The organism is uncultured Psychromonas sp. (genome assembly GCF_947489755.1).
Classification (GTDB): Bacteria; Pseudomonadota; Gammaproteobacteria; order Enterobacterales; family Psychromonadaceae; genus Psychromonas.
This window is the reverse complement of record NZ_CANLFB010000006.1, coordinates 16,109-40,412: the sequence shown is the minus strand read 5'-3', so window position 1 is coordinate 40,412 and position 24,304 is coordinate 16,109. Positions and strand designations below refer to the sequence as shown.

The 24,304-nt window shown below is 37.2% G+C and carries 23 protein-coding genes; 11 read left to right on the top strand and 12 right to left on the bottom strand.

The window, feature by feature from the left end; translation table 11 throughout:
- Positions 1-30 precede the first annotated feature (30 nt).
- Entirely contained in the window at positions 31-153 is a 123-nt protein-coding gene (locus Q0794_RS04880) for a hypothetical protein (RefSeq protein ID WP_298940595.1), read from the top strand.
- On the top strand, positions 149-1,087 hold the full coding sequence (locus Q0794_RS04875) for an IS110 family transposase (RefSeq protein WP_366522512.1): 939 nt from the start codon (positions 149-151) through the stop codon (positions 1,085-1,087). The genes Q0794_RS04880 and Q0794_RS04875 overlap by 5 nt, the downstream gene beginning before the upstream one ends.
- Positions 1,088-1,615: 528 nt before the next feature.
- On the opposite strand, the gene Q0794_RS04870 is transcribed toward Q0794_RS04875, so the two are convergent.
- Both Q0794_RS04870 and Q0794_RS04865 read right to left on the bottom strand, forming a co-directional pair.
- Positions 1,616-2,665, bottom strand: coding sequence for a transposase (locus tag Q0794_RS04870; protein ID WP_298940594.1), 1,050 nt, complete (start codon positions 2,663-2,665; stop codon positions 1,616-1,618).
- Positions 2,662-3,549, bottom strand: coding sequence for a site-specific integrase (locus Q0794_RS04865; protein WP_298940593.1), 888 nt, complete (start codon positions 3,547-3,549; stop codon positions 2,662-2,664). Before Q0794_RS04865 ends, Q0794_RS04870 begins: the two co-directional genes overlap by 4 nt.
- A gap of 304 nt (positions 3,550-3,853) precedes the next feature.
- Between Q0794_RS04865 and Q0794_RS04860 the strand changes: the two genes are divergently transcribed.
- The 4 genes from Q0794_RS04860 (at position 3,854) to Q0794_RS04845 (ending at position 8,246) form a co-directional block, all read left to right on the top strand.
- Positions 3,854-5,389: a transposase gene (locus Q0794_RS04860; protein WP_298940592.1), complete on the top strand. Its 1,536-nt coding sequence runs from the start codon at positions 3,854-3,856 to the stop codon at positions 5,387-5,389.
- Positions 5,390-5,602: 213 nt separating this feature from the next.
- Positions 5,603-5,770, top strand: a complete 168-nt coding sequence (locus Q0794_RS04855; RefSeq protein WP_298940591.1) for a hypothetical protein — start codon at positions 5,603-5,605, stop codon at positions 5,768-5,770.
- A complete protein-coding gene (locus Q0794_RS04850; RefSeq protein ID WP_298940590.1) occupies positions 5,742-6,068 on the top strand; it encodes an ASCH domain-containing protein in 327 nt (108 codons plus the stop codon). Before Q0794_RS04855 ends, Q0794_RS04850 begins: the two co-directional genes overlap by 29 nt.
- Before the next feature lie 528 nt (positions 6,069-6,596).
- Positions 6,597-8,246: a lipoprotein gene (locus Q0794_RS04845; protein ID WP_298940589.1), complete on the top strand. Its 1,650-nt coding sequence runs from the start codon at positions 6,597-6,599 to the stop codon at positions 8,244-8,246.
- A 495-nt stretch (positions 8,247-8,741) separates the two neighbouring features.
- On the opposite strand, the gene Q0794_RS04840 is transcribed toward Q0794_RS04845, so the two are convergent.
- Complete coding sequence (locus Q0794_RS04840) at positions 8,742-9,767, bottom strand: IS110 family transposase (protein WP_298940588.1); 1,026 nt, start codon at positions 9,765-9,767, stop codon at positions 8,742-8,744.
- Positions 9,768-10,261: 494 nt separating this feature from the next.
- Here Q0794_RS04840 and Q0794_RS04835 point away from each other — a divergent pair, with 494 nt between their 5' ends.
- The 3 genes from Q0794_RS04835 to Q0794_RS04825 all read left to right on the top strand — a co-directional run bounded on the left by Q0794_RS04835 (position 10,262) and on the right by Q0794_RS04825 (position 11,936).
- The gene (locus tag Q0794_RS04835; protein ID WP_298940587.1) at positions 10,262-10,867 is read left to right on the top strand and encodes a hypothetical protein; all 606 of its coding nucleotides are present in this window, start codon (positions 10,262-10,264) and stop codon (positions 10,865-10,867) included.
- 125 nt (positions 10,868-10,992) lie between these two features.
- Positions 10,993-11,172, top strand: a complete 180-nt coding sequence (locus Q0794_RS04830; protein WP_298940586.1) for a hypothetical protein — start codon at positions 10,993-10,995, stop codon at positions 11,170-11,172.
- Positions 11,169-11,936: a hypothetical protein gene (locus Q0794_RS04825; RefSeq protein ID WP_298940585.1), complete on the top strand. Its 768-nt coding sequence runs from the start codon at positions 11,169-11,171 to the stop codon at positions 11,934-11,936. Before Q0794_RS04830 ends, Q0794_RS04825 begins: the two co-directional genes overlap by 4 nt.
- 178 nt (positions 11,937-12,114) lie before the next feature.
- Here Q0794_RS04825 and Q0794_RS04820 read toward each other — a convergent pair whose 3' ends face one another.
- The 3 genes from Q0794_RS04820 to Q0794_RS04810 all read right to left on the bottom strand — a co-directional run bounded on the left by Q0794_RS04820 (position 12,115) and on the right by Q0794_RS04810 (position 16,184).
- Entirely contained in the window at positions 12,115-12,726 is a 612-nt protein-coding gene (locus Q0794_RS04820; protein ID WP_298940584.1) for a DUF1043 family protein, read from the bottom strand.
- A 732-nt stretch (positions 12,727-13,458) separates the two neighbouring features.
- Positions 13,459-14,697 (bottom strand): hypothetical protein, encoded by a 1,239-nt coding sequence (locus tag Q0794_RS04815; protein ID WP_298940583.1) that lies wholly within the window; start codon positions 14,695-14,697, stop codon positions 13,459-13,461.
- Positions 14,698-15,284: 587 nt separating this feature from the next.
- Positions 15,285-16,184: a LysR family transcriptional regulator gene (locus Q0794_RS04810; RefSeq protein ID WP_298940582.1), complete on the bottom strand. Its 900-nt coding sequence runs from the start codon at positions 16,182-16,184 to the stop codon at positions 15,285-15,287.
- Between the two features lie 126 nt (positions 16,185-16,310).
- Between Q0794_RS04810 and Q0794_RS04805 the strand changes: the two genes are divergently transcribed.
- On the top strand, positions 16,311-17,465 hold the full coding sequence (locus tag Q0794_RS04805; RefSeq protein ID WP_298940581.1) for an alpha-hydroxy acid oxidase: 1,155 nt from the start codon (positions 16,311-16,313) through the stop codon (positions 17,463-17,465).
- Positions 17,466-17,855: 390 nt separating this feature from the next.
- Here the strand turns inward: Q0794_RS04805 and Q0794_RS04800 are convergent, their stop codons facing one another.
- The gene (locus Q0794_RS04800) at positions 17,856-18,560 is read right to left on the bottom strand and encodes a heavy metal response regulator transcription factor (RefSeq protein WP_298940580.1); all 705 of its coding nucleotides are present in this window, start codon (positions 18,558-18,560) and stop codon (positions 17,856-17,858) included.
- A gap of 235 nt (positions 18,561-18,795) precedes the next feature.
- On the opposite strand from Q0794_RS04800, the gene Q0794_RS04795 reads away from it, so the two are divergent.
- The gene (locus Q0794_RS04795; RefSeq protein ID WP_298940579.1) at positions 18,796-20,259 is read left to right on the top strand and encodes a heavy metal sensor histidine kinase; all 1,464 of its coding nucleotides are present in this window, start codon (positions 18,796-18,798) and stop codon (positions 20,257-20,259) included.
- A gap of 223 nt (positions 20,260-20,482) precedes the next feature.
- On the opposite strand, the gene Q0794_RS04790 is transcribed toward Q0794_RS04795, so the two are convergent.
- The 5 genes from Q0794_RS04790 to Q0794_RS04770 all read right to left on the bottom strand — a co-directional run bounded on the left by Q0794_RS04790 (position 20,483) and on the right by Q0794_RS04770 (position 24,154).
- Positions 20,483-20,836, bottom strand: coding sequence for a DUF3316 domain-containing protein (locus tag Q0794_RS04790; RefSeq protein ID WP_298940578.1), 354 nt, complete (start codon positions 20,834-20,836; stop codon positions 20,483-20,485).
- A gap of 592 nt (positions 20,837-21,428) precedes the next feature.
- Positions 21,429-21,782 (bottom strand): DUF3316 domain-containing protein, encoded by a 354-nt coding sequence (locus Q0794_RS04785; RefSeq protein ID WP_298940577.1) that lies wholly within the window; start codon positions 21,780-21,782, stop codon positions 21,429-21,431.
- A gap of 473 nt (positions 21,783-22,255) precedes the next feature.
- The gene (locus tag Q0794_RS04780; protein WP_298940575.1) at positions 22,256-22,609 is read right to left on the bottom strand and encodes a DUF3316 domain-containing protein; all 354 of its coding nucleotides are present in this window, start codon (positions 22,607-22,609) and stop codon (positions 22,256-22,258) included.
- A gap of 406 nt (positions 22,610-23,015) precedes the next feature.
- A complete protein-coding gene (locus Q0794_RS04775) occupies positions 23,016-23,369 on the bottom strand; it encodes a DUF3316 domain-containing protein (RefSeq protein WP_298940576.1) in 354 nt (117 codons plus the stop codon).
- A gap of 431 nt (positions 23,370-23,800) precedes the next feature.
- Entirely contained in the window at positions 23,801-24,154 is a 354-nt protein-coding gene (locus tag Q0794_RS04770) for a DUF3316 domain-containing protein (RefSeq protein ID WP_298940575.1), read from the bottom strand.
- Positions 24,155-24,304: the final 150 nt, after the last annotated feature.

Genomic DNA, 24,304 nt, shown 5'->3' with positions numbered 1-24,304 from the left:
TCTGATTTGTAGCAATTAAAGGAGTCTTATATGAATAACTATGGTGTTCTCGCGATCGATTTAGCTAAAACAGTTTTTCAAGTTTGTAAAACAGATCATTTTGGAAATGTTATTTACAATAAAGCTGTTAATCGTAAAAGATTAAAAGATTAAAAGATTAAAAGAGATTTTAATTCTAGAAAAAAAATCTCTTGTTGCAATGGAGTCATGTGGTGGTACACATTACTGGGCACGTTTTGCGAAAGCTCAGGGGCATGAAGTAAAGGCAATACCAGCAAGGCTTGTAAAATCTTTTTTACAAGGTCAGAAAACAGATGCTAATGATGCGATTGCAATATCAGTTGCTGCTTTACAGCCAAATATAAAATCCTCTCGTTTAATTACAGCTGAAGATCAAAGCTTAAATTGTATGGATGGTGCCAGGGCTTCATTAGTTTCAGCGAAAAGAGCACAAGCAAACCAAATAAGAGCATATTTGTTAGAGTTTGGCATCCCAATTGCTAAATCAGATAAGGTTCTGAAAGTAGAAATCCCAACAATACTTGGTGATGCTGAAAATGATCTAACACTGAATTTTAGATTTACCTTAAACCTTTTGTGGCAACACTTTTTATGCATAGACACTGCGTTAACTGAGTTGGAAAAAGAATATAACAAAATAATAAGCAATGATGAAGAGTGTAAAAGGTTACAAAAATTAGAAGGGGTTGGTCCAGTTGGTGCTTTAGGGTTGAAAGTGTTTTTAGGTCAAACAGGTCATTTTAATAATGGACGTCAAGCTTCAGCATGCCTTGGGGCAACACCTGTACAACATAGCTCTGGGGGTAAGGTGTTTATTGGCGGAATATCTAAAACATCGAGCAATAAAAGGTTGCGATCCATTTTATTCCAGGGGGCATTTGCAGCTGTTTGCGCAGCAGAAAAACGAGAGGCAAGAACTCAAAAAGATTTTTGGATAAAAGATTTACTCAGTAGGAGGTGCCGAAAAGTAGTTGTCATAGCACTTGTAAATAAAACAATCAGAACAGCCTATGCGATTTTAAAAAACAAAACTGATTATCAATTTTTCTCAATTACTAATAATTAACCGTAAGTAGCGTAACCATTTGTAAAAAATATTTATAACCCATTTGTCATAAAGATCGAAGTAATAAACAGGTAAGACCAACCTTTAGAAATGCTGTAACTATCCATGGTGATTAATATTATTAATATACCGTAAACAAGAGTAGCTCTAAAGGTGCGAAAACATCTGAGGCCGAGAGGTAGCTCCTCATTATGAGCCCGTATATAAGAACGCATCTAACTTTTTATTATTAAGCTTTATTGACATTAACAGGGAGTCCATATAAGGATAGGTGTCGCGAAGCCGACACCTTATCTGGGTGTTGGACAAGCCCGACGAGACTCTTTGCTTTATATAGTAAATAGTGGAATGGGTTTTGGGCTGGCTCAATAATTCAACTTTCTTTAAGGCGAGTCTCGCTAATATACAATTGATACCTCAATTATATCAGTATGTTATATTTTAGTTGTTGAATGCCATCTCACCTCTCTGGCTTGTTAATCTTTCATTTGTGTCAATGATCTGTTTAAGACCGTACGTTTTCACGCATTAGTTTCTCAGTCGACTTAAGCCCATAAAATGCATTTCATGGTGACAGCATGGGCAAAGACAGATAGCACGCTTGCGTTTTACTGGTGTCGCTATTGTGCTTATATCGCTCCCCAGTATCAGCAATATTTGCAGTCGCAGTTGTTTAGCATTGCCTCTTAAAAACCCGTAATCCCTCACCCGCTGCAGACCTTTTGGTAACACGTGTTGTAATATTAACCATAAGAATTCGAGCACAGGTAAAGTACGTTCTTTAGTCATATTAGTGCTGCTTTCTTTATACTTAAATGTGACCATTTCCTCGGAGAGGTTAATAATGTCTTTATCGGGTAACACGCCACGATACAGATAACGTGATAAGTATTTAAAAGCAGAGGCACCAAATCCAACCTTACGGCAATCGACCACCCATTTTTTAGGTGTGTCAGCGGGCATGGTTAACTCAGTGCTGTGATTAATCGCATCAATGACTCTTGCTCGCCATACTTTAGCGAGTGCAAACTCATTAAACAGATATTTTGCATCACTTTTACACCACTGTTTTTTCGCTGCATTATATCGTCCGCAGGGCACAGTAATATGCACATGAGGATGACATTCACGTCGCCGATTGTGCGTGTGTAATACGCTAGTAAAGCCTAAACTGCCTTTATTATCTCGCTTGGCAAAGTCTTTTAATATGCCCGCCGTCACTTGTAACATCAATTGATACAGTGCTTTGGGATGTTGACGAGCCAGCACTCTCAATTGATAGGGTAGCGTAAAGGTGACCATAAAATAGTGTACGGGTAATAGTTTATCGGTCTGTTTAGCTAACCAATTTGAGGTGGTTTGATGCAAACATTGTGGGCAACTTCGATTCCCACAGGACGCAAGGAGTTGTTGGTCATGCTGACAATGGCCACAATGCCATTGGGTCGTTCGATTTACATCGTTTTTACAGTGCAGCATATCAGTGATAGCGCGACGAATATCTTGATTCAACAATCCACCATATTGTTTCTCCAGTTGTGCTTGATAGCGCTCAAGTAGTGCAATAAATTGGCTCATGATGCCTCCCATTGAATTGATAACCTGTCGGTTAACTGGTTCAAGGCGGTGACATTATATTTTTGTTTGAGTGGGGTAAGTTGGGTGTATTTCGCTGTCGTATTCAAGCTGTGATGTCCCAATAGTATTTGTAGAGAGCGTAGGTCAATACCTTGCTCTAAGAGGTGAGTTGCAAAGCAATGTCGTAATGAATGTGGACTAATAGATTTATTAATACCCAATTCAGTTATCACTTTTTTCAATGCTTTCTGCACACTGCCTTTATCCATTGGTACCTGTGTGTTTTTACCTATACTTGGAAATAACAACAGAGGATGACGATGCGTTGACCAATAGCCACGTAATGCAGAGAGTGTTCCTTTGGGTAAAGGGAGTAAACGGTCTTTGCCTCCTTTACCTTCGCGAATATGCACTTGCATGGTGTCACTATCAATGTCGTTCACGGTCAAATCAAGGGCTTCACTTAAGCGTAATCCCATGCTGTACAAAACCAGAAAAAACACCTGATAACGCAATGCACGAGTGTGACTAATCATCAGTCCAATTTGTTGTGATGTGAGGATGTCGGGAATGCGTTTTACTTGTGGTGGTTTGACAATATTGAGCCATTCCCACTGTCTATCGAGGGTATGCTTATAAAAAAATTGTAATCCATTTCGGTCTAATTTAATGGTGCTCCATGAGTGAGTTTGAATGAGTTGTGCAAAGTAACACTTTAAATCGGCTTTGGTTAATGTATCAGGTGTGCGGTCAAAAAAAATTGTTATTCTGCGTACTGCACGAGAGTAGGCATCAATCGTAGCAGGTCTCATGCCTTGCAGTGTTAGGTTGGTCAAATGCTGTTGATATAAAAGGTTAAAGTGTTGTTGCTCTGAAGTGTTCATGGCTTATACTCCTATTAGATATCACCGAAAAGTGATATAAATATAAGTATGGATGTTGTTTGTCTTTTTGTTTTTCTGCCGCATAGCGGCTTCGTTCAACAAGGGTTTATAGTTGGCTTTTTGTTCGTGCCTCACTTATTTTAGCCAACTGAAATTTGCCGCTTAAAACAACGTTGAGGCTGTAGAATTTCTCCAAAAAGAACGTTTTCACATTCTTTTTTTATAATATCTCATTGTACAAAAAACAACCTTGATTGAGCTGGTCGTCTGTGATCTAATAGTTATTATTCGCTCAGAGATAAACATGATGGCTAACTACAAACCTGACTTATCTTGCCAAAGTAAATTCATTCCGATTGATTTCGCACAGCAAATTATCCCCGGCACATTTGAATACGCACTTTCCCACATTGTCGATAAACATCTTGATTTAAGCGCTTTTGATAAATGGTATGACAACGATAAAGGTGGTGCCGCAGCTTATCCTCCATCGGTGATGTTAAAGATAGTTCTGTTTGGTTATTCACGTGGGTTAGTCAGTAGCCGACGTATTGCGAATGCGTGTGAAACCAATATTACCTTCATGAGTTTATCTGGTGATGAGCAACCTCATTACACTTCTATTGCTAGTTTTGTCGCTAAAATGAAAGACCAAATTGAACCGTTATTTACACAAGTATTAATGATATGCGACCGTGAAGGATTGATTGGTCGAAACATGTTTGCCATCGATGGATGTAAAATAAGATCAAACGCTAGTAAAGAATGGAGCGGCACATTCAATGAACTCGAACGTAAACAAGCGAAACTACATAGAGCAAGTCAACGCATATTAGCTCGTCATCAAGCACAAGATAATTCAAACGAAGATGATTTATCACATGACTTAAAACAGAAAGCGAAACTCGACAAAAGTGCTGATAAAATTAGTGCATTCCTTGCCGCGAATACCGAGAAACTAGGCAGTAGAAACAAACCAGTTAAAAGTAATATTACCGACCCTGACAGTGCCAAGATGACCACCAGTAAAGGCACTATCCAAGGCTATAACGGCATTGCCATCAACGATGATAAGCATCAAGTGATCATGCAAGCGCAAGTGTGGGGAAGTGTTGGGGAACAGCAAACCTTACAACCCGCGATCGAAGATCTACAAAAGCAACTGACTCAACTTGGTACGCCCGATACTTTCAGCGAAGCAAAGTTTACTGCCGACAGTGGTTTTCATAGCGAAGTTAATCTTGAATTTATGGCAACCACATGTCTGGATGCTTACATGGCAGACACTGCCTTTAGAAGTCGTAATCCATTATTTAAAGAAAGCGAAACGTATCATACAGAGCAAGAAAAACGACGATTGAAACGGAGTAAAGGTCGGGCGAGATTATTTAATAGTAACGACTTTTACTTTAATAAAAAGAAAAGTGAATGTCATTGTCCCGCAGGTAAAGAGATGTGGTTAAGCGTTAAAAACGTTGAAACAGCGGGGCGACAATACGTTCGGTTCTCTGGTTATTTGAAAGATTGCCGAATTTGTCCATTACAAAAGCAATGTATGCGAAAAGCCCCTACCAAACAAGGACGGCAAGTCCAGTTTGAAACAAACAGCAAAGGTCAAACTATTTCATATACCGATAAAATGCGGGTCAAAATAGACAGTAGTCCAGGCAGGCGAGAATATAGCAAACGACTCGGTGCTATTGAACCTGTTTTTGGCAATATCACCGTGAATAAAGGCATGAATAAATTTACGCTGCGCGGCCAAGAGAAAGTGAATACCCAGTGGCAAATGTATTGCCTTGTTCATAATATAGAGAAGTTAAGGAATAGTTTACATTAACCCAAGGGTTAAGCCCTTAAACCGCAATAATCCAACCTAATTAGCCTCATAAACACCTTTACAACCCAATTTAATCAATCATTTATTGAAAAGTGAATAATCTATTTGAATCTCAAGTAAATATAAAATACTGTGTTTTTATATTTAAAATTCGGGCTGAGAATGAGAAATTCTACAGCCTCGTTATATTGCAAGCATAATCAAGTGAGTACCATGGAAACTAAATCAAAAGAATATTTAGATAATTACCTTGATTCATTAATAGAATCTGAACGGAGCAAGTATCATTCATTTAGCGCAGATTACTTCTGCGCGGATGAAATAAATGCAAATTTATGTGCTGAATTAATTAGTGTTGGTCAAAAAAACAGCGACCTGTAGCTTAAAATGTTGGTATGAATCTGATGATGAACCAATGCCTGCTATTGGTCATTTGATGGTTGTCACAAATTGGGATGGTACACCTATTTGTATAGTTGAGATCATTTCAGTTGAAGAATGTAAGTATTCAGATGTGACTGCTGAATTCGCATTTCAAGAAGGCGAAGGAGATCGCTCATTAGAGTGGTGGAGAAAAGCCCACTGGAATTTCTTTGCAAAAGAATGTGAAGAACTGCATATCCAACCATGTGAAGAAATGATGCTTGTTTTAGAGAAATTTCACGTGGTTTATCAATAAGCAATATCACAAGAGTTTTCAAGTTGAAAAATTACAGCGGGCCATCGCTTCGCGATTATATCCCACCGTACTTTTCAACTTAAAATGGCGTTAGTTTGTATTCAGTAATTTTGTTATTTATAAAATTCCATCGCCATTTCCCTTGTTGTTTTTTGCGCTGCTCGACTCTTCTTTGAATTTACAAGTTTGTTCCCTGCTTCATTGTTTGAAACGGGGCAATATTTTGGAATCTATGGTGTTAAAATTGGTTAGTTAATTTACATTTAGTTGGTAATTTTCTGCTTTTAAATATATTGTTGGCAATTGGGCAGTTTCATTGAATTTTAATGTTAAGAATCTGATGGAATGGTTTCTAAGTAAAAACAAAAATTGAAGTTGGTTTGATGTCGTTTCGGTTTTGTAAACCAAAGCCGTTCATACCAAACTAACAAGAGTTTTCAAGTTGAAAAATTACAGTGGGCCATCGCTTCGCGATTATATCCCACCGTACTTTTCAACTTAAAACGGCGTTAGCTTTAGAACGTGCATATGCAGAAACAAAAAGGAGAAGAAATGAAGAGGATGTTTTTGGGATTCGGAATCCTAGCAATTTTGGCTGGTTGTGCTTCCAATCCACTTGAAAATCCAACTGCTCAATCTTGTGCAGAATATTACAAGGCTGGTGATAAACAAACCGCAGAGGCTGTATGCGGTAAAATTTCAGGCTGGGGTAATTCTGATGGCTATTATTATCTGTCAAAGATTGAGCACGATAAGGGTAATGAATTAAAACGCTTAGGGCTACTTTATAAAGCTCGCAGAGCCTATGGCTCGGAATACAAAGAGGCCGAAAAAGAGTATCTAGAAAGGGCGCTCTCTGAAAAGAAAAATAAAAACTATGGTCAGGCAAAAGAGATTTTTGAGATACTGGCCAGTCATAATAATGTCAGATCACAGAGAGAGCTGGGAAATATCTATTACTACGGGCTAGGTGTGGCCGCTAGCACAGATAAAGCCGTTTCTTGGTTTAAAAAAGCCTCAACAGCCGGTGATCAATATAGCAAAAATTCTTTAAACACAATCTTTGCTGATGATTACAAAAGAGGCCTTAAGCTTTATGAAAGTAAAAATTATTCTGAAGCACTTAAAGTTTGGTTGCCAATTGCCAAAGAAGGGCATTACGACGCCCAAGGTTATCTGGGTGATTTATATAGGCTAGGAAAACTTGGAGCGCCTGATTATTCTGAGGCTGCAAAATGGTACAGCCTAGCAGCAGATCAAGATGGCGCTTATGAGTCCTATCGGTTAGCTCTTTTATTGAATGATGGACAGGGGGTATCAAAGAATACTCGTGAAGCATATAAATACTTCAAGAAAGCAGCTGATAAAGGTTATGGCAGTGCATATTTTTATGTGGCTTATTTCTTATCGAAGGGGGAGGGGGTAACCAAAGATTTAATTGCGGCTAGGAAATGGTATGAAAAAGCATTGATTAAAGATCCTGAAGAAAGTGTTGTAAAGAACAATTTAGCTCTTATGTATCAGCGCGGTGAGGGTGGTGATCGGGACCTGAAAAGGGCCAAGGAGCTTTTTAAGTTGGCGGCTGATGCAGGTAATGAGCTAGCTGCTAACAATCTAAAAAGCCTAGAAAAAATGTTGGCTATTCAGAAAAAATACCCAAATTCTCCAAAGCTTTTTGGTATCCATACTTATGGAGCAACCAGAGATGAAATGCGGTCAGCGATCAAAAGTGCTGGAGCAACTGTAATTAGGGAAAAGTACAGTTACTTTGCTGATACATATAACTCTAGGCAAGTAATGCCAGGCTCATACGAAATGCTAGCTTTTTATTCTCAAGAGTCAGATGGGAACGATTACGGGTCATCAGGTGATTACTTAGCGCAAATCCAATACAAATTTCGTTCCTCTAGCAAATGGTACATAGATGAAATTAGGGATATTTTGTCTCAAAAGTACGGCTATCCCGATAGCTCATATGGCTCTGCCCACCTTGGTGAAGTGACTCACTATTGGTATAAAAATGGCGTCACCATTAAATTGGAAAGAGGCTGGCCTAATCTGGATTTGCTCTTATCGTATAATGTAAGTGATTTCAAATCCAAAATGGACTCTGAGATTGAAGCAGTTAAAAAGCGAGAGAAACTAAAGAAATATGAGGGTTCAAGTTCTGCATTTTGATCTAGCCAAAGCTAACAAACTGCTCAAACGGACTCCGTGTAACTATTGGATGTATCGGATGTAACTATTGGACATATATGGTCACTCTTTGTAAATCAAGATTAGATTGATTTTTATTTTCTGTTTAATAATTGATTACGTACAAAAGACTCGTCACCCTTATTAATAAAGGGGTGTTTTCCTGGTTAAACTTGTCTTTTGTACAGGATCGTTTTAGCCGATAAATCACCTTTGTCTAAACTGCTCTTTACATCATAGAGATAACGGTTTCTTGACATATATCCGGCGTCTTAATGGCTACTTTATGGGAAGCCGCGCCCTCCTGAATTCCAGAAGAAGTCTTACTCGCCTTTGCACCCATTATGCCTTAAAAGGCAGAAGTCCAGCTGAGGTTCCGAATAAGACAAACCGTTTTAAATCATCAATGCTTATTACCGTTTAGGGTGGTGGATTAATTAAATCATTTTTCATATTCTATCTGTTCATTGTGCTTTATCATGCACAAGCTTTAGTCACATCAAAGGGCTGTTTAGTCGTTAATACCGACCAAATTATTCTGGCTAACTTATTCGCCAAAGCAACCACTGCTTTACACCCATGCATTCGCTCTTTTAGCGTTTTCAGCCAACAACTCAATACATCGTCTTTTTTCTCACACCAGTTCAGTACCGTGCGCGCACCATGAATTAGATACTTTCTAAGCGAACTATTACCCCGCTTACTTATTTTGCCCATTCGATTCATTTCACCACTGGCATATTGTGTGGGTGTTAGGCCAATCCAAGCGGCTAACTGCCTACCATTTTTAAAGGCCCCCGCATCACCGACTGATGCCATTAAAGCAGCTGAAATAATAGGCCCGATACCGGGTATGCTTTGTAACAATGCATATTCATCTTTGTCTTTAATTAGGTCAATCAACTCTGTTTTTACTACTTCAATTTGAACACTTATTCGTTGTATATTACGATAAATACGTAGGATAAAACTGCGTGCTATCGACGTTAATTCATTCTTCGCATCTTCAACGATATCAGGTACTGCCTTCATCAAAGTCGTGATACCCGTTCCAACCACTACCCCGTATTCAGACAATAAACCCCTTAACTGATTCACGTCACCGGTTCTTGTTTTTACTAATCGTTCAGCAATCCGTTGTAGTGATTGAATGTCTTGTTGCTCAGTAGATTTAACCGCAACAAAACGAACTGTTGGTCTTAATGAGGCTTCAGCAATAGCGAGAGCGTCATTGGCATCATTTTTATTGCCAATCACAAAAGGTTTAACGACAAAAGGCGGAATTAATCTGACGGTATGCCCTAGCTTTTCAATTCTTCTTCCCCATGGATTTGAGCTATAACAAGCTTCCATCACGACTAACGTAGGTTCAAATTGCCTTAGTTCGTGTAACAGTTCAGAGCGTTTTACTTTTTTGTTAAACAGCACTTTTCTATTTTCATCTAATACACATATTTGAAAAATATTCTTTGCTAGGTCGATACTAATTACGCTACATTTCATTTTGGTCACTCCATGGTTAGATTGATTTGCTGAACACTTATCCAATCTTGGCACATTGTGATGCCTTCGTGGAGTGACCATCTCAGCATCCATAAAATTTATTTAAAAAATAAATATATTATTAGCAGTGGCTAAAATAAGCCATACCTAAAAAAGCCATTATTTACGTAAAACCTTTCTTAATTTATGACTTTCTACTATCAAAAAATTTTATGTTACTGTTTTGATAATAGAAATAAGATTATTTTTAATGGTTTAAATCGGTGGATGTCCGCACTTTTCCGTTAAGCCAAGGGCAAAGCCCTTTAGCCTCAATAATATAGTTTAATTACCCTCATAAACGTCTTTACAACTCAATTTAATCAATCATTTATTGAAAATCCAATAATCTATTTGAATCTCAAGTAAATATAAAATAGTGTGTTTTTATAATTAAAATTCGGGCTGAGAATGAGAAATTCTACAGCCTCGTTAGCTATTTACATGGTGCATGTATGAATACGTTTCCAGATACAGAAAAGAAATTGAAAGCTAGAATATCTAGCTATAAATCATCTCTTAATCAAGAAAAGAAAGAATATGGAGTTGTAAGCGATGGAAGTGGAAAAAGGTACTTATTATTTTGGCTTTATTTTTTATTAAACGACTTAGCTAAATCCAATTTATATTTTGAGTGGTATAAAAGTGAATGCTCAGATGATTCTGGAGAACCGATTCAGAAGCTTTGCTGGGCTTTAAGCTTATATCGAATGGGTAAAAGTGATGAAGCAAAGTTTATGCTTGCAGAATTAATGCTTGATAATATTTACATGATTCCAAAATTACTCAAATTGCATATAGAAAAACAAGATATATGGCATTCATCTAATTATGCCGGCATTTCTTATGCCGAAGATCTTCCTGACGAAATTAGAAATGCAGTTACAGAATTAGATTTAGCTTGGATTCAAGAATTATATTCATCTTTTGAGTTTCAAAGAATGAAAAAAAGACACATAGAAATATACAATCACCTTCAAAGCACTGATGATTTTGATAAACGAAGAAGCTTACTGCAGGAATCTTGCTCTTTGCTTGGTTATCTAACTAAAAATAGCTAATAAAAAAATTCAACAATAATTAAAAAATGAGCATTGCTTCTCAATTTTAGTCCGTGATTTTTGTCTGCTTAAGTGGACGTTCTAAGGCAATTTAGATTTCGATACACATGAAAGGACGCAATATAATGAAAGTTTGTCTGAATAAAGCACTTTTTCTTCCGCTTATATCGAGTCTGCTCGTTGCGATGCCTACTGCTGCGGATAGTTCTGGGCCTCGGCTTGCTGCCTATTATGATCGCTTTCTAGCGTTAGCGGTGATAGCGTATTTGAATGGGAAGGCGTTGATACTCCAATTAAACGCATGACTGGCATAAAGCAAGTGGGTGTTGGGAGAAGCAATAGTTATGCTTTAACGGAAAAAGGTGAGCTTTTAGCATGGAGTGACAATCCAGATAAGCCAACAGTTGTAACTGATCAAGTAAGCTCTTTCTATGCGGGTCGTTCAGGTTTGTTTGCAATACGACATGACAGTACGTTATGGCAGTTTGATACGAAAACCCTTTTCGGATTTGGTGAAAACATCACTGAAGACTCAAGAAAAGTTGCTAACAACATTCTCACTGCGTCAGTTGGTGATAGTGCCAACTATTATGTCACCCGTGACGGAAAACTTTTTGTCTATGGTCTTGCTCATCGCGGGCAATATGGTGACGGCAAACTCACTTCAACCGAGGGTTATGTACAAACTGCTACAGAGGTAACACAGGTTGTTGCGCATACTGGCCATGCGTTAATACTTAAACAGGATGGAACTGTGTGGGGAACGGGTGGCAATATATACGGTCCGTTAGGCAGCCATGGTATCGGTGACAAAGCAGTTGAGTGGGGACTAATAGTTGATGATATAAAGGCAATTGCGACTGGCAGTAGTCACACTTTTGCTATTAAGCGCAACGGAAGTTTGTGGGGCTGGGGAAGGCATGCGGGACTTGAACCAAAGCAGATAATGAACAGTGCTAGTGTTGTCGCAGCTGGAAGTCGTGACACCATTGCTCTGAGTAATGAAACCTTGTGGCAATGGCGTGCTGGATCTCAACCTAAGGCGGTCATGAAATGCACAACCCCATAGGAACGCTAAGAGTTTTATAACAAGGTGTTTCTTCGAGTAAAAAGACAAGACATCCAAACCTTTCGACTAGACTTAAATACGCTATAAACAGTTTTTATTGCAGTCTCAGAATAATTTACAAAGGCGATGTAGTCGTAATTTCAATTACGACTACATGTTTACAAGTTTTATATTAACTTTATTTTGTTTCTTCTTTTTTGCTGTTTTCTTCTGATTTGACTTCAGTTTCAGTTGCTTCAGCCATGTCAGTTTCTTCAGGTTTAACTCCAGTTACAATGATTTCATCTTCTTCTGGTTTTACTTCAGTTTCAGTTATTTTAGCTTCTTCTGGTTCAACTTCAGTTTCAGTTGTTTTAACTTCTTCTGGTTCAACTTCGGTTTCGGTTGTTTCAGCTTTTTCTGGTTCAACTTCGGTTTCGATTGTTTCAGCTTCTTCCGATTTAACTTCAGTTTCAGCTATTTCAATTTCTTCATCAGCGTTATCTGCTTCTTTTAATAATGGAAATTGAGTTGCTGCGGTTTCACCTAATAGAGATTGTGATTGGTCTGCCATGTGATTGTAAAGCGCTTGATAGCTACTTGCCACTTGTCCCATTAGTTCTGCGCTACTGTTAAAATGATCATTTACTTGTGCTTTGTATTTTTCTAATTCTACTTTGTTCTTATCAAGCTCTTCTTGTTGTTTAGATGATTTACTTTTGCCGAGTGTTAAATGATAAATAAGAAAGCCAATGAGGCCGCCGGCAATAAGCGCTAAGAGTAAAGGTATCAATTCATTTGATTCGTTCATATTTATTTCCCTATATTAATATTGTTGTGGATTGTAAGCATCAAGATTATTTAATATTCAAAATTATTCTGTAATGGGCTAATAGTTGTTTAATTATACTATAAATAATTTTCAAAACAGGTGTTCAAAAGAGAAAGTGTGCAGCACCTAATAACTTAAGTGTGATATTTTTAATTCTATCTTTTTATCATGTTGTTATTACATGCCAATAAATAGTTGGTACCCACACTTTAAAAGTATCATTCATCCATAAACATTGCTGTATTTAGCCATTATTAATCGTTCATTCGGCTTCGATTTGTTCACATAGTTTTTGTTGAAAGTAATGGAATAGGGAGGTTAAACCAAAGAAATTATTGCTATGTATTAACATGAGCAGATAAGGCAGGGTATCAAAATATTTGAGCAATATTTAAAGTAATCTACTTTTTAGTGATGACGTTTTTGTTGCTAGGAGGTAGGTTATTATTGTGCCATCTAGACGAACCCAATTATCGTTGTCAGAAACACCTTATTACCATTGTATTTTTCGTCGTATTTATTTGTTGTGCCTTTTTATGTGGTGAAGATAACGACTCAGGTTAATAATTTAAGCACCGCTTTACATTCGCTATTTTCTTGCTGTTATTTTTAGCTATATTGCATTTTTATTTATGGATACTTGCCAGTTATATATGTCTGGTAAGTATCCATTATTTTTTAGTATTACGAACGTATCTTACATAGTTATTTTTATTCTATTTCACCAACCAAATAGGTGCCTTCTGGTCTTTCATAAGCTTCGTAATCTGGTTTAGGGTCTTGTGTCATTCTGTTGTTAATTTCAACCATGATATCCATTTCATCTGCTGTCATATAGCCCTTTTTTTGAGTGGTTGACCATGTCATTGCTGCACCACCATCAGTAATAGTGCGAACAAATCGATAAGCTTGTTCAACTTCAAACATAAGCTCTGCACCTGAACCGCTCCAAGAGTCCCTGATAGGAAACCATCCGTGTTTAAGCGTATAGTTACTTCCGTCATAACTTTCCCAAGGTGTTTCTGCCATATTGGGAAGGGTATATTCATCATATCCCCAAGAATTAGGGGGAGCTCCTTGACCTAATGGTGTCACATGACCCGCTGTAAAGTCGCCATATTCATTTACTGGAACATGTTTTATAATTTTATAATCTGTTTCATCTTCATCATCTAAACCATCACTATCAACATATAGATAATTACCATCGTCATCGGTGAAATAGGCTTTTGATTTATTGACGCCAATAACTAAAGTTGGATCAACACTGCGTAGCATTGCGACAAAGTCAGAGACTTGTCCAGGTAGGTTAGATACATTATCTAGCCAGTAACCATCAACTAAACCATCAAATCGTTCTGCATATCCCAGTACTAAATTACGCCAAGCAGCTGCTTCATCCCCATCCCATTGATCGTTATAGTATGTTTCCCATGCTTCTTGAATTTCAGGATCGCCGCGCTCTTCTGCCATCGAAGGGCCTGCTGCATTTAAATAAAGAATGACTTTTTTTCCTGCTGCGCGATAAATATTAATAACATCAAGAATGATTTGTTCATTTTCTAGCGTTGGTACCATATCCGGGTGAATCGTGGATACATCGACATTATTATTGGTTCGTAATGTAAATAGATAAGCATGAGCAGGGTGAGTAAATGATGTGATGACATAATCAGCAGCGGGTATGTTAGCTACAATTTCTTCTGCGCCAGCTACCCAGTCATATTTTCCAGTTTCTATAGAAGCATCGAGTTTTTTACCGCCATCTACGCGCTGAGTTATGCCCCAAGAACCGGCCATCCAATTAGCGGTATATTCACTCTCTAGGATCACTGTTTCAGATGAGTCAATAGCGCTGGTAGACTCAGTTTCATCAGCACTGCTACTACCACAGCCCATCAACATGGTCATTCCAACCAACGTTAGTAATTTTAAATTTGTTTTTGTCATTATCAAACCCTAATTTGATTAAATAAGTAATCATTCATATGTGTATTTTTAGGTAAATAACCAAGTAATACAAAAAATAATTAATTTAAAAAGAACTCATTTAAAAAGAACTTTGTAGATTCATTATATGTCATAAATACATATTAAAATTAATCATAAATGTATATTTTTATTTCATGCCAAAACGAACTAAGGCAAGGAAAAGACAGGGTATCTACACCTATGGGCAAATATTTAAAAGCAATCTACTTTTTAGTGGTCCCGTTTTTTTATTGGCAGGAGGCTGGTTATTATAGCTCAATCTAAACGAACCAAAGTATCGCTGTCAGAGACACTTTATTACTATTGAATTTCTCGTTGCGTCTTTTTATGTGTTAATTGGTTTTGTCGTTATTGTAGTATCGTTAGTATTGGCTATTTCACCTTTGCTTAGCTAAACAATGTTAGGTGACGCTAAGCGTTAGGATACAATCAGTGAGTGATGTTCATTCGCTAATTGAATTTGAACAATCCTTTAAGAAAGTGTCCTGCTATGTTTAAACCAGAATAGCTGACCCAAAAACTCATTACTTAATGTTGTAAGTACTTTAAAAGTATTCTTTTTTATCGGTATAAGCTTGTTTAAGATGTTGAATTAAAAGCTTTAACTTTTCAGGTAAATGTTTAGTAAAAGGGTAGATGGCATAAACACCGAGTTGCCTTGGCGTATAATCAGTTAACATACTGATTAACTTTCCTTTTTGTAGATCCTCATAAACACAACAACGTGGCACATAAACAATACCAAAACCGGCTAAGGCTGCTTTACGTAATGCTTGTGCATTATTGGTGGCTAAACTACCACTGATACGAACCGTTTCTTCTATTCCATTTTTCGTGAACCGCCAATCAAATGATCCCTGCGCCTGATAAGTATAAGCAAGACAATTATGTGTTTTGAGCGCTTCAATGGTCGTCACTTCACCATATTTATCTCTATAACTTGGCGAACAACATACGACCCAGTTAGATTGAATTAATGGCTTTGCTATTAAACTAGAGTCTTCCAATATGCCTGTTCGTATTGCTAAATCGAGACCTTCTTCAACAAGATTAACGAAGTTGTTTTCAAGGCGCATGTCGACACTAATATTAGGATATTGTTGACAAAAATCAGCAATCGCCTCGGATAGTAATAGCTCGCCAGAGATAGTCGGCACGGATAATTTAATGTGCCCGCTTAAACCTTGGCTAAAGGCTGAGACAGAAGCAATCGCATCGCTGACTTGGCCTTCTATATTTTTAGCATGAACATAAAGGTTTTCGCCTGCTTCGGTCAAGCTGAGACGACGCGTCGTACGGTGAATAAGTTGTACGCCAAGAGAGCGCTCTAGTTTAGTAATTCTTTTGCTGAGCGCGGGCGTTGATAAATCAGCTTGTAGTGCGGCTTTACTGAAAGAGCCAGTATCCGCGACGTAAGCAAATAAAGTGAGATCTGCTGAGTTCAATTTTATTAGGCCGTTTTAGGAAATAGTTTATTATTTTATGTCGTATTTATTGTAAATCAATCAAAGACTATAGTAAGTCATAAGATCCCACTCACAGATAAGTAAAAGATAAGGAATATTACAGTGATGCTAATGAGATTAAAGGATTGTCATAATTTTCAAGATTTTCGTACCTTGGCTAAAAAGCGTTTACCTGGTCCTATTTTTAATTATATCGATGGTGGATCTGATGATGAAACTACTTACAGACGCAATACCACCGCTTTTGAAACCTGTGATTTAATACCAAGCGTATTAACGGGCGTGAAGGATGTGGATTTATCGGTCACTGTGATGGGACAAAAACTAGATATGCCCGTGTATTGTTCACCGACTGCATTACAGCGTTTATTTCATCACCAAGGTGAAAGGGCGGTCGCTGGAGCGGCTGAAAAATATGGCACAATGTTTGGCGTATCATCTTTGGGTACCGTGAGTATGGAAGACATTGCGAAACAAACCAATACACCTCAGGTTTATCAATTTTACTTTCATAAAGACCGTGAATTAAACAAAGCGATGATGGAACGGGCAAAAGCGGCTGGCGTGCAAGTGATGATGTTAACGGTTGATTCAATCACGGGCGGTAATCGTGAGCGTGACTTGCGTACGGGCTTCTCCATCCCATTTCGTTTAAACCTCAGCGGTATGTTGCAATTTGTACTTAAACCGATGTGGGGTATTAACTATATTACTCATGAGCCTTTTAGTTTACCGCAACTTGAACAGCATGTAGATATGGGAAAAGGCGCTACGTCGATCGGTGATTATTTTACTAATATGTTAGACCCTTCAATGAATTGGGATGATGTAGCGGAGATGGTTAAATTTTGGAATGGGCAATTTTGTTTAAAAGGAATTATGAGCCGAGAAGACGCTAGAAAAGCCGTTGAAATTGGTTGTACGGGTATCATTATCTCTAATCATGGTGGGCGTCAATTGGATGGTTCCCGCAGTTCTTTTGATCAATTAGCTGAAATAGTAGCTGAAGTCGGTGATGAAATAGATGTTATTTTTGATAGCGGCATACAGCGTGGTACACATGTATTAAAAGCATTATCGCTAGGCGCTAAAGCAGTTGGTATTGGCAGAATGTATTTGTATCCTCTTGCCGCAGCTGGGCAACCAGGCGTTGAAAGAGCCTTAGGATTAATGCGTGCTGAGCTAGAGCGAGATATGAAGTTAATGGGGAAGACGTCTATCGACCAGCTATCGAGTGATAATTTACGTTTTCGCACTTAAGTTGGCATTTCTCTTTTTTGAGTTCACTGCATAAGTGTATTGCTTAATTTATTTAGCCTTTCTATTTAATCTTAATCTGAGTTAATGGAAAGGTAATTTAACTTATGCTCATTGGTGAACATCGATAAAAATTCATGAGGTATGATGTTATTCGCGGTAGGCTAATCATTATTTCTTAATGAAGATGCGAGTATCCTGGTAAGCAACAGCTAAGAACCGAACCTTACCAGTGACTTGGGTTCAAGAATGATATGTTATCAAAAGCCGAAGCAAGGCATTATTACCTCGCTAATTAATTCGACATTCTAGCCAATCGATGCCTTATCGTCTGTGTATTGAGCACTATGAGAAATAGAGTCGATTATTTGTCAATAACACTGCTTATCAAGTTCACTCACTTTCGTTGTCATCAATAGTATCCATGACATCTAGTACATAACCCATACCACGAATAGTGTGAATCAATTTGGGTTCAAAAGGTTTGTCTATTTTATTACGTAACCGTCTAATGGCAACATCAATGACATTAGTATCACTATCAAAATTCATATCCCATACTTGAGAGGCAATTAACGAACGGCTTAATACTTCACCTCTTCGTTGCATCAGTAACTCTAATAGTGAAAATTCTTTTGCTGTTAAGTTAATGGATTCATTGTCTCGATAAACACGTCGGCCGAGCAGATCTAATTGTAAGTTTTCAACTTGCATGCTTGTGTCATTTTGTACTGAAGTATTGTTTCTTTTGAGAATATTACGAATACGAGCGAGTAGTTCAACAAAAGCAAAGGGTTTTACCAAGTAATCATCGGCTCCTAGTTCCAGTCCTTTTACGCGATCTTCTACTTGATCTCTCGCTGTTAGCATTAATACTGGGATATCAATATCGCTACTGCGTAATGTTTGTAAAATTTGCCAACCATTGAGTTTAGGTAGCATGACATCAAGAAGAATAAGGTCATATTCTTCACTCATTGCTTGATGCAAACCATCAAGGCCATTGTCAGCTAAATCTACGGTAAAGCTAGATTCAGTTAATCCTTTTTTAAGGTACTCACCGGTTTTTTTCTCATCTTCGACAATTAATAATCTCATTGCTTTCTCGTTATTATTGAAAAGTAGTGATAAATATTAGGCTGATTTATTCGTTGAAAAGTAAATCAGGAAAGGTGCCATACTGAGTTTAAGAAAGAAATTTCTTAGATACAACGTAAAATTTACCTCAAAATGGTATTTATGTCATCTAGGAAAGTAACACTGCCTTGTCTAATTTGATAAGGTTATACTAACCTAATCAATCCGTGACATTCTTTTATTTATGGAAAAAAACATGATATTGCAACATTCATTAACTTTACGACTAACTTGCTTTTTTTCGGTTGCTGCAATTACTGGGCTTGTTTGTTTTTCTCTATTTTTAAAGAATGAAATGTACAATTATTTTCTAGCAGAAGATACGCATGAATTGCAAAACAAAGCGTATATTATGAGAGACGTTATATCCCAAAATAATTTTAATAATCAGTTTTCTTCCATTGTTAAAACACTCGAAGAACTTGAAGGAGTGGTTATTAGAGTACGTGATCCGAGCGATAAAGTGATTTTTTATGCCTCTGATAACATTCGCTTTCCAGACAGTGTAATTAACGAGGAAAACAATAAATTTATTGGTTATGACGTAAATCAAGAAATACCGGAACAGAACCCGACTAAGCGTATAAAAAACATGCCGCTCGACGAAATAGAAGAAAAAATATTAGAGTGGGAAGATAAAGGAAGTACTTACCGAGGAATGCAATTTCGTTTTATCTTCGATGATAATGAACAATCGACTGTGATTGCGACGGTCGCAATCAACACTAGCCAGCGTAAAGGTTTTTTAAATGCATTTAAAAGTGCATTAATTAAATTTACTGTTATTGCTGCTTTAATTAGTGGCGCTTTACAGTGGTTTTTGACCTACCATGGTTTACGACCGTTAAAAATGTTATCTAAAAAAGCCAAATTAATTACCAGTACAAATATTAAACAGCGGATGCCTGTTGATAACCTACCGATTGAAATTTTGGGGCTATCTGAAACATTAAATAATATGTTAGATAGATTAGATGAATCTTTTCGACGATTAGAGAACTTCACTTCTGATATTGCTCATGAACTTCGTACACCCATTAATAATTTAATGATGCAAACTCAAGTGGTTTTATCTCAATCACGTAATAAAGATGAATATCTGATGGCGCTTGGCTCCAATGTTGAGGAATTTGAGCGTTTGGCAAGAATGATCACTGACATGTTATTTTTAGCCAAAGCAGACAATGATCAACTATTACTTTCTAATGAGACAATTACTTTAGAGCAAGAGATTGCAGATTTATTTGAGTTTTATGATGCGCTTGCAGAAGATCGTAATCTTCGTCTCGTGTTGAAAGGCAGTGCAGAAGTACAGGGAGATAGGCTGATGCTACGTCGCGCATTTAACAACCTAATCTCTAATGCAATACATCATAGTACCGAAGGAAGTGAAATTAATGTGAACATTAGAGCACATGAACAAGGCACGGCGATAGACGTTATTAATCATGGTGAAAGTTGTATTCCAGCTGAAGAAATGCCTCATTTGTTTGACCGTTTTTATCGAGCGGATAAAGCAAGAACTGGGTGTTCATTTGAGCGAGTAGGGCTAGGTTTAGCTATTACACAATCTATTGCTAAAGCGCATGGTGGCTTTATTTCTGTTGCTTCTAGTAATCAAGTAACGTCCTTTACATTTGTTATCAACAAAAACAAATAATGCCTGCTTTAAGAGTGGGGCGCATACAGAGGTTAGCTATTAATACCGGGTTAATCGGTATTAATATATTTTGAAGGGCTGGCTATAAAGCGCAGTCTGCCACAATTGAAAATCTTTAAACACAAAGAAGGCTACCGTTTTGGTAGCCTTCTTAGATTGCTTTTATAAATAAAACTGAGTACTAGGAACATTGATTATGGTTAGTCTCAGGTGATTTTTAAATTTAATCGGCCATGTCAAAAGTGACACTAACATTCACTAGCCCAGTGTAGACGGTGTTGCCATTTGCATTCATTTTTTCTGCCACGGTAATGTAAGCACCATCATTCAATTCCACACTGTTCGGATAATTAACGGCGACACGACCTAAATCATTATTTAGCTCAGTAGGTGACGCTGTTTTTAATATTGCTAGCTTATCAAAAGCTAGGTCATATGCTGCAGCTTTACTTGTCATATCAGCAGTAGGTACAACACGAGTCGCCTGGTGTGTAGTTGTGTTTGAAGCAAATGCTTGTGTGCTTAGGATAGCCATTGTAGACGCGATAAGTGCTGTTTTAATTGTAGTCATTCTCATGTTGTGCTCTCTCTTATAAGTCATTTTAATATATCAAGACCCTTTGTTTAAGATGAGTCCTGCGTTTCAATAAGTTCATAATACGCGATAGCAGATGACCTAAAACCAACGCTAAAATGACTATTTTGTCATGTTGATTTATTGCTTTAAATACCCTTTTTATTTTTATTAAAAACGTAAACAGAGCGCGAATAACTTACATAACTTACATAACCTAAATTCTGGTTAATGAAAGCGGAATTGTATTCAAAATCATAAAATTATATTTTTTGACTGTACGGTGTCGTTAGTTTTGGGTAGTTCAGAGGGAATTGTTGAAGTAATAATTGATTGTTGAGAGGTAATTTAACGTAGAAATTATAGTGTTGTATCGCTTTGCTTATTCAGATCTGAGATTATTTATCTCTTACCTATATGCGAATTTTTATCTGCATAGGAAATTATCATCCACTGAAGATTAAATATACTCATTTTACTCGGCGATTAAACACAAAGAAGGCTACCATTTTGGTAGCCTTCTTAGATTGCTTTTATAAGTCAAACTGAGTATTAGGCGCATTTATTTAGCCTATCATCAGATGATTTTTAAAATTTAATCAACCATGTCGAATGTAACACCGACGTTTACTAACCCAGTGTAGACAGTATTACCATTTGCATTTATTTTTTCTGCCACGGTAATGTAAGCACCATCATTTAGCTCTACACTGTTTGGATAATTAAATGCGACACGACCTAAATCATTATTTAGCTCAGTCGGTGACGCTGTTTTTAAGGTTGCTAATTTATCAAAGGCTAGGTCGTAAGCTGCCGCTTTGCTTGTCATTTCTGCTGTTGTTATTGTACGAGTCGCTTGATGTGATGTTGTATTGTAAGCAAATGCTTGTGTACTTAGGATAGCCATTGTAGACGCGATAAGTGCAGTTTTAATTGTAGTCATTTTCATGTTGTTCTCTCTCTTATAAGTCATTTTAATGTATCAAGACCCTTTGTTTAAGATGAGTCCTGCGTTTCAATGAGTTTATAATACGCGATGATAGGTGACCTAAAACCAACATGAAAATGACTATTTTGTCATGTTGATTAATTTCTTTTAAATTCTCTTGTTCTTGTTCTTGTTCTTGTTCTTGTTCTTTTTATTGCAAACGTAATCTGATCGGGAATAAGCTTGTTTACTTGTTTACTTGTTTACTTGTTTACTTGTTTACTTGTTTACTTGTTTACTTTTACTTCTTACCTATACGCTAATTTTTATCCGCATAGAAAATTATCATTCTATGAAGATCAAGTGTACTCATTTTACTCGGCGATTAAACACAAAAAAGGCTACCGTTTTGGTAGCCTTCTTAGATTGCTTTTATAAGTCAAACTCAATGATAGGCACATTGATTGTGGTTAGCATCAGATGATTTTTAAAATTTAATCAACCATGTCGAATGTAACACCGACGTTTACTAACCCAGTGTAGACAGTATTACCATTGGCATTTATTTTTTCTGCCACGGTAATGTATGCACCATCATTTAGCTCTACACTGTTTGGATAATTAAATGCGACACGACCTAAGTCATTATTTAGCTCTGTCGGTGATGCTGTTTTTAAGGTTGCTAGTTTATCAAAAGCTAGGTCGTATGCTGCCGCTTTGCTTGTCATGTCTGCTGTTGTTATTGTACGAGTCGCTTGGTGTGATGTCGTATTGTAAGCAAATGCTTGTGTGCTTAAGATAGCCATTGTAGATGCGATAAGTGCTGTTTTAATTGTAGTCATTTTCATGTTGTGCTCTCTCTTATAAGTCATTTTAATGTATCAAGACCCTTTATTTAAGATGAGTCCTGCGTTTCAATGAGTTCATAATACGCGATGATAGGTGACCTAAAACCAACATGAAAATGACTATTTTGTCATGTTCATTAATTTCTTTTAAATTTCTTTGTTCTTTTATTGCAAACGTAATCTGAACGTAAATAAGCTATTTATCTGCTTACCTATTACTTTTTACCTATATACAAATTTTTATCTGCATAGAAAATCATCAACCACTGAGGATAAGTTTTACTCATTTACACTGCGATTAAATACAAAAAAGGCTACCGTTTTGGTAGCCTAGTGAGGTTATTCTTAGCGCTTAGACTGAGTGGTCACAAAAATTATTGCATGTGTCACCAAGTGTTTTTTAAGTTTAATCAGCCATGTCATAAGTAACGCCAACGTTTACTAACCCTGTGTAGACGGTGTTACCATTGGCATTCATTTTTTCTGCCACGGTAATGTAAGCACCGTCATTTAGCTCTACACTGTTTGGATAATTAAATGCGACACGACCTAAGTCATTATTTAGCTCTGTCGGTGACGCTGTTTTTAATGTCGCTAGTTTATCAAAGGCTAAGTCGTATGCTGCCGCTTTGCTTGTCATTTCTGCTGTTGTTATTGTACGCGTTGCTTGGTGTGATGTCGTATTGTAAGCAAATGCTTGTGTGCTTAGGATAGCCATTGTAGACGCGATAAGTGCTGTTTTAATTGTAGTCATTTTCATGTTGTTCTCTCTCTTATAAGTCATTTTAATGTATCAAGACTCTTATATAAGGTGAGTCCTGCGTTTCAATGAGTTCATAATACGCGATGATAGGTGACCTAAAACCAACATGAAAATGACTATTTTGTCATGTTCATTAATTTCTTTTAAATTCTCTTGTTCTTTTTATTGCAAAGGTAACCTGAACGGAAATAAGCTGTTTACTTGTTTACTTGTTTACTTGTTTACTTGTTTACTTTTACTTCTTACCTATACGCTAATTTTTATCCGCATAGAAAATTATCATTCTCTGAAGATCAAGTGTGCTCATTTTACTCGGCGATTAAACACAAAAAAGGCTACCGTTTTGGTAGCCTTCTTAGATTGCTTTTATAAGTCAAACTGAGTGCCAGGCACATTGATTGTGGCTAGCATCAGGTGATTTTTTAAATTTAATCAACCATGTCGAATGTAACGCCGACGTTTACTAACCCGGTGTAGACAGTATTACCATTTGCATTTATTTTTTCTGCCACGGTAATGTAAGCACCATCATTTAGCTCTACACTATTTGGATAATTAAATGCAACACGGCCTAAATCATTATTTAGCTCAGTCGGTGACGCTGTTTTTAAGGTTGCTAACTTATCAAAGGCTAGGTCGTAAGCTGCCGCTTTGCTTGTCATGTCTGCTGTTGTTATTGTACGAGTCGCTTGGTGTGATGTCGTATTGTAAGCAAATGCTTGTGTACTTAGGATAGCCATTGTAGACGCGATAAGTGCAGTTTTAATTGTAGTCATTTTCATGTTGTTCTCTCTCTTATAAGTCATTTTAATGTATCAAGACTCTTATATAAGGTGAGTCCTGCGTTTCAATGAATTCATAATACGTGATAGCAGATGACCTAAAACCAACACTAAGATGACTATTTTGTCATGTTCAGCGGTTGCTTAATA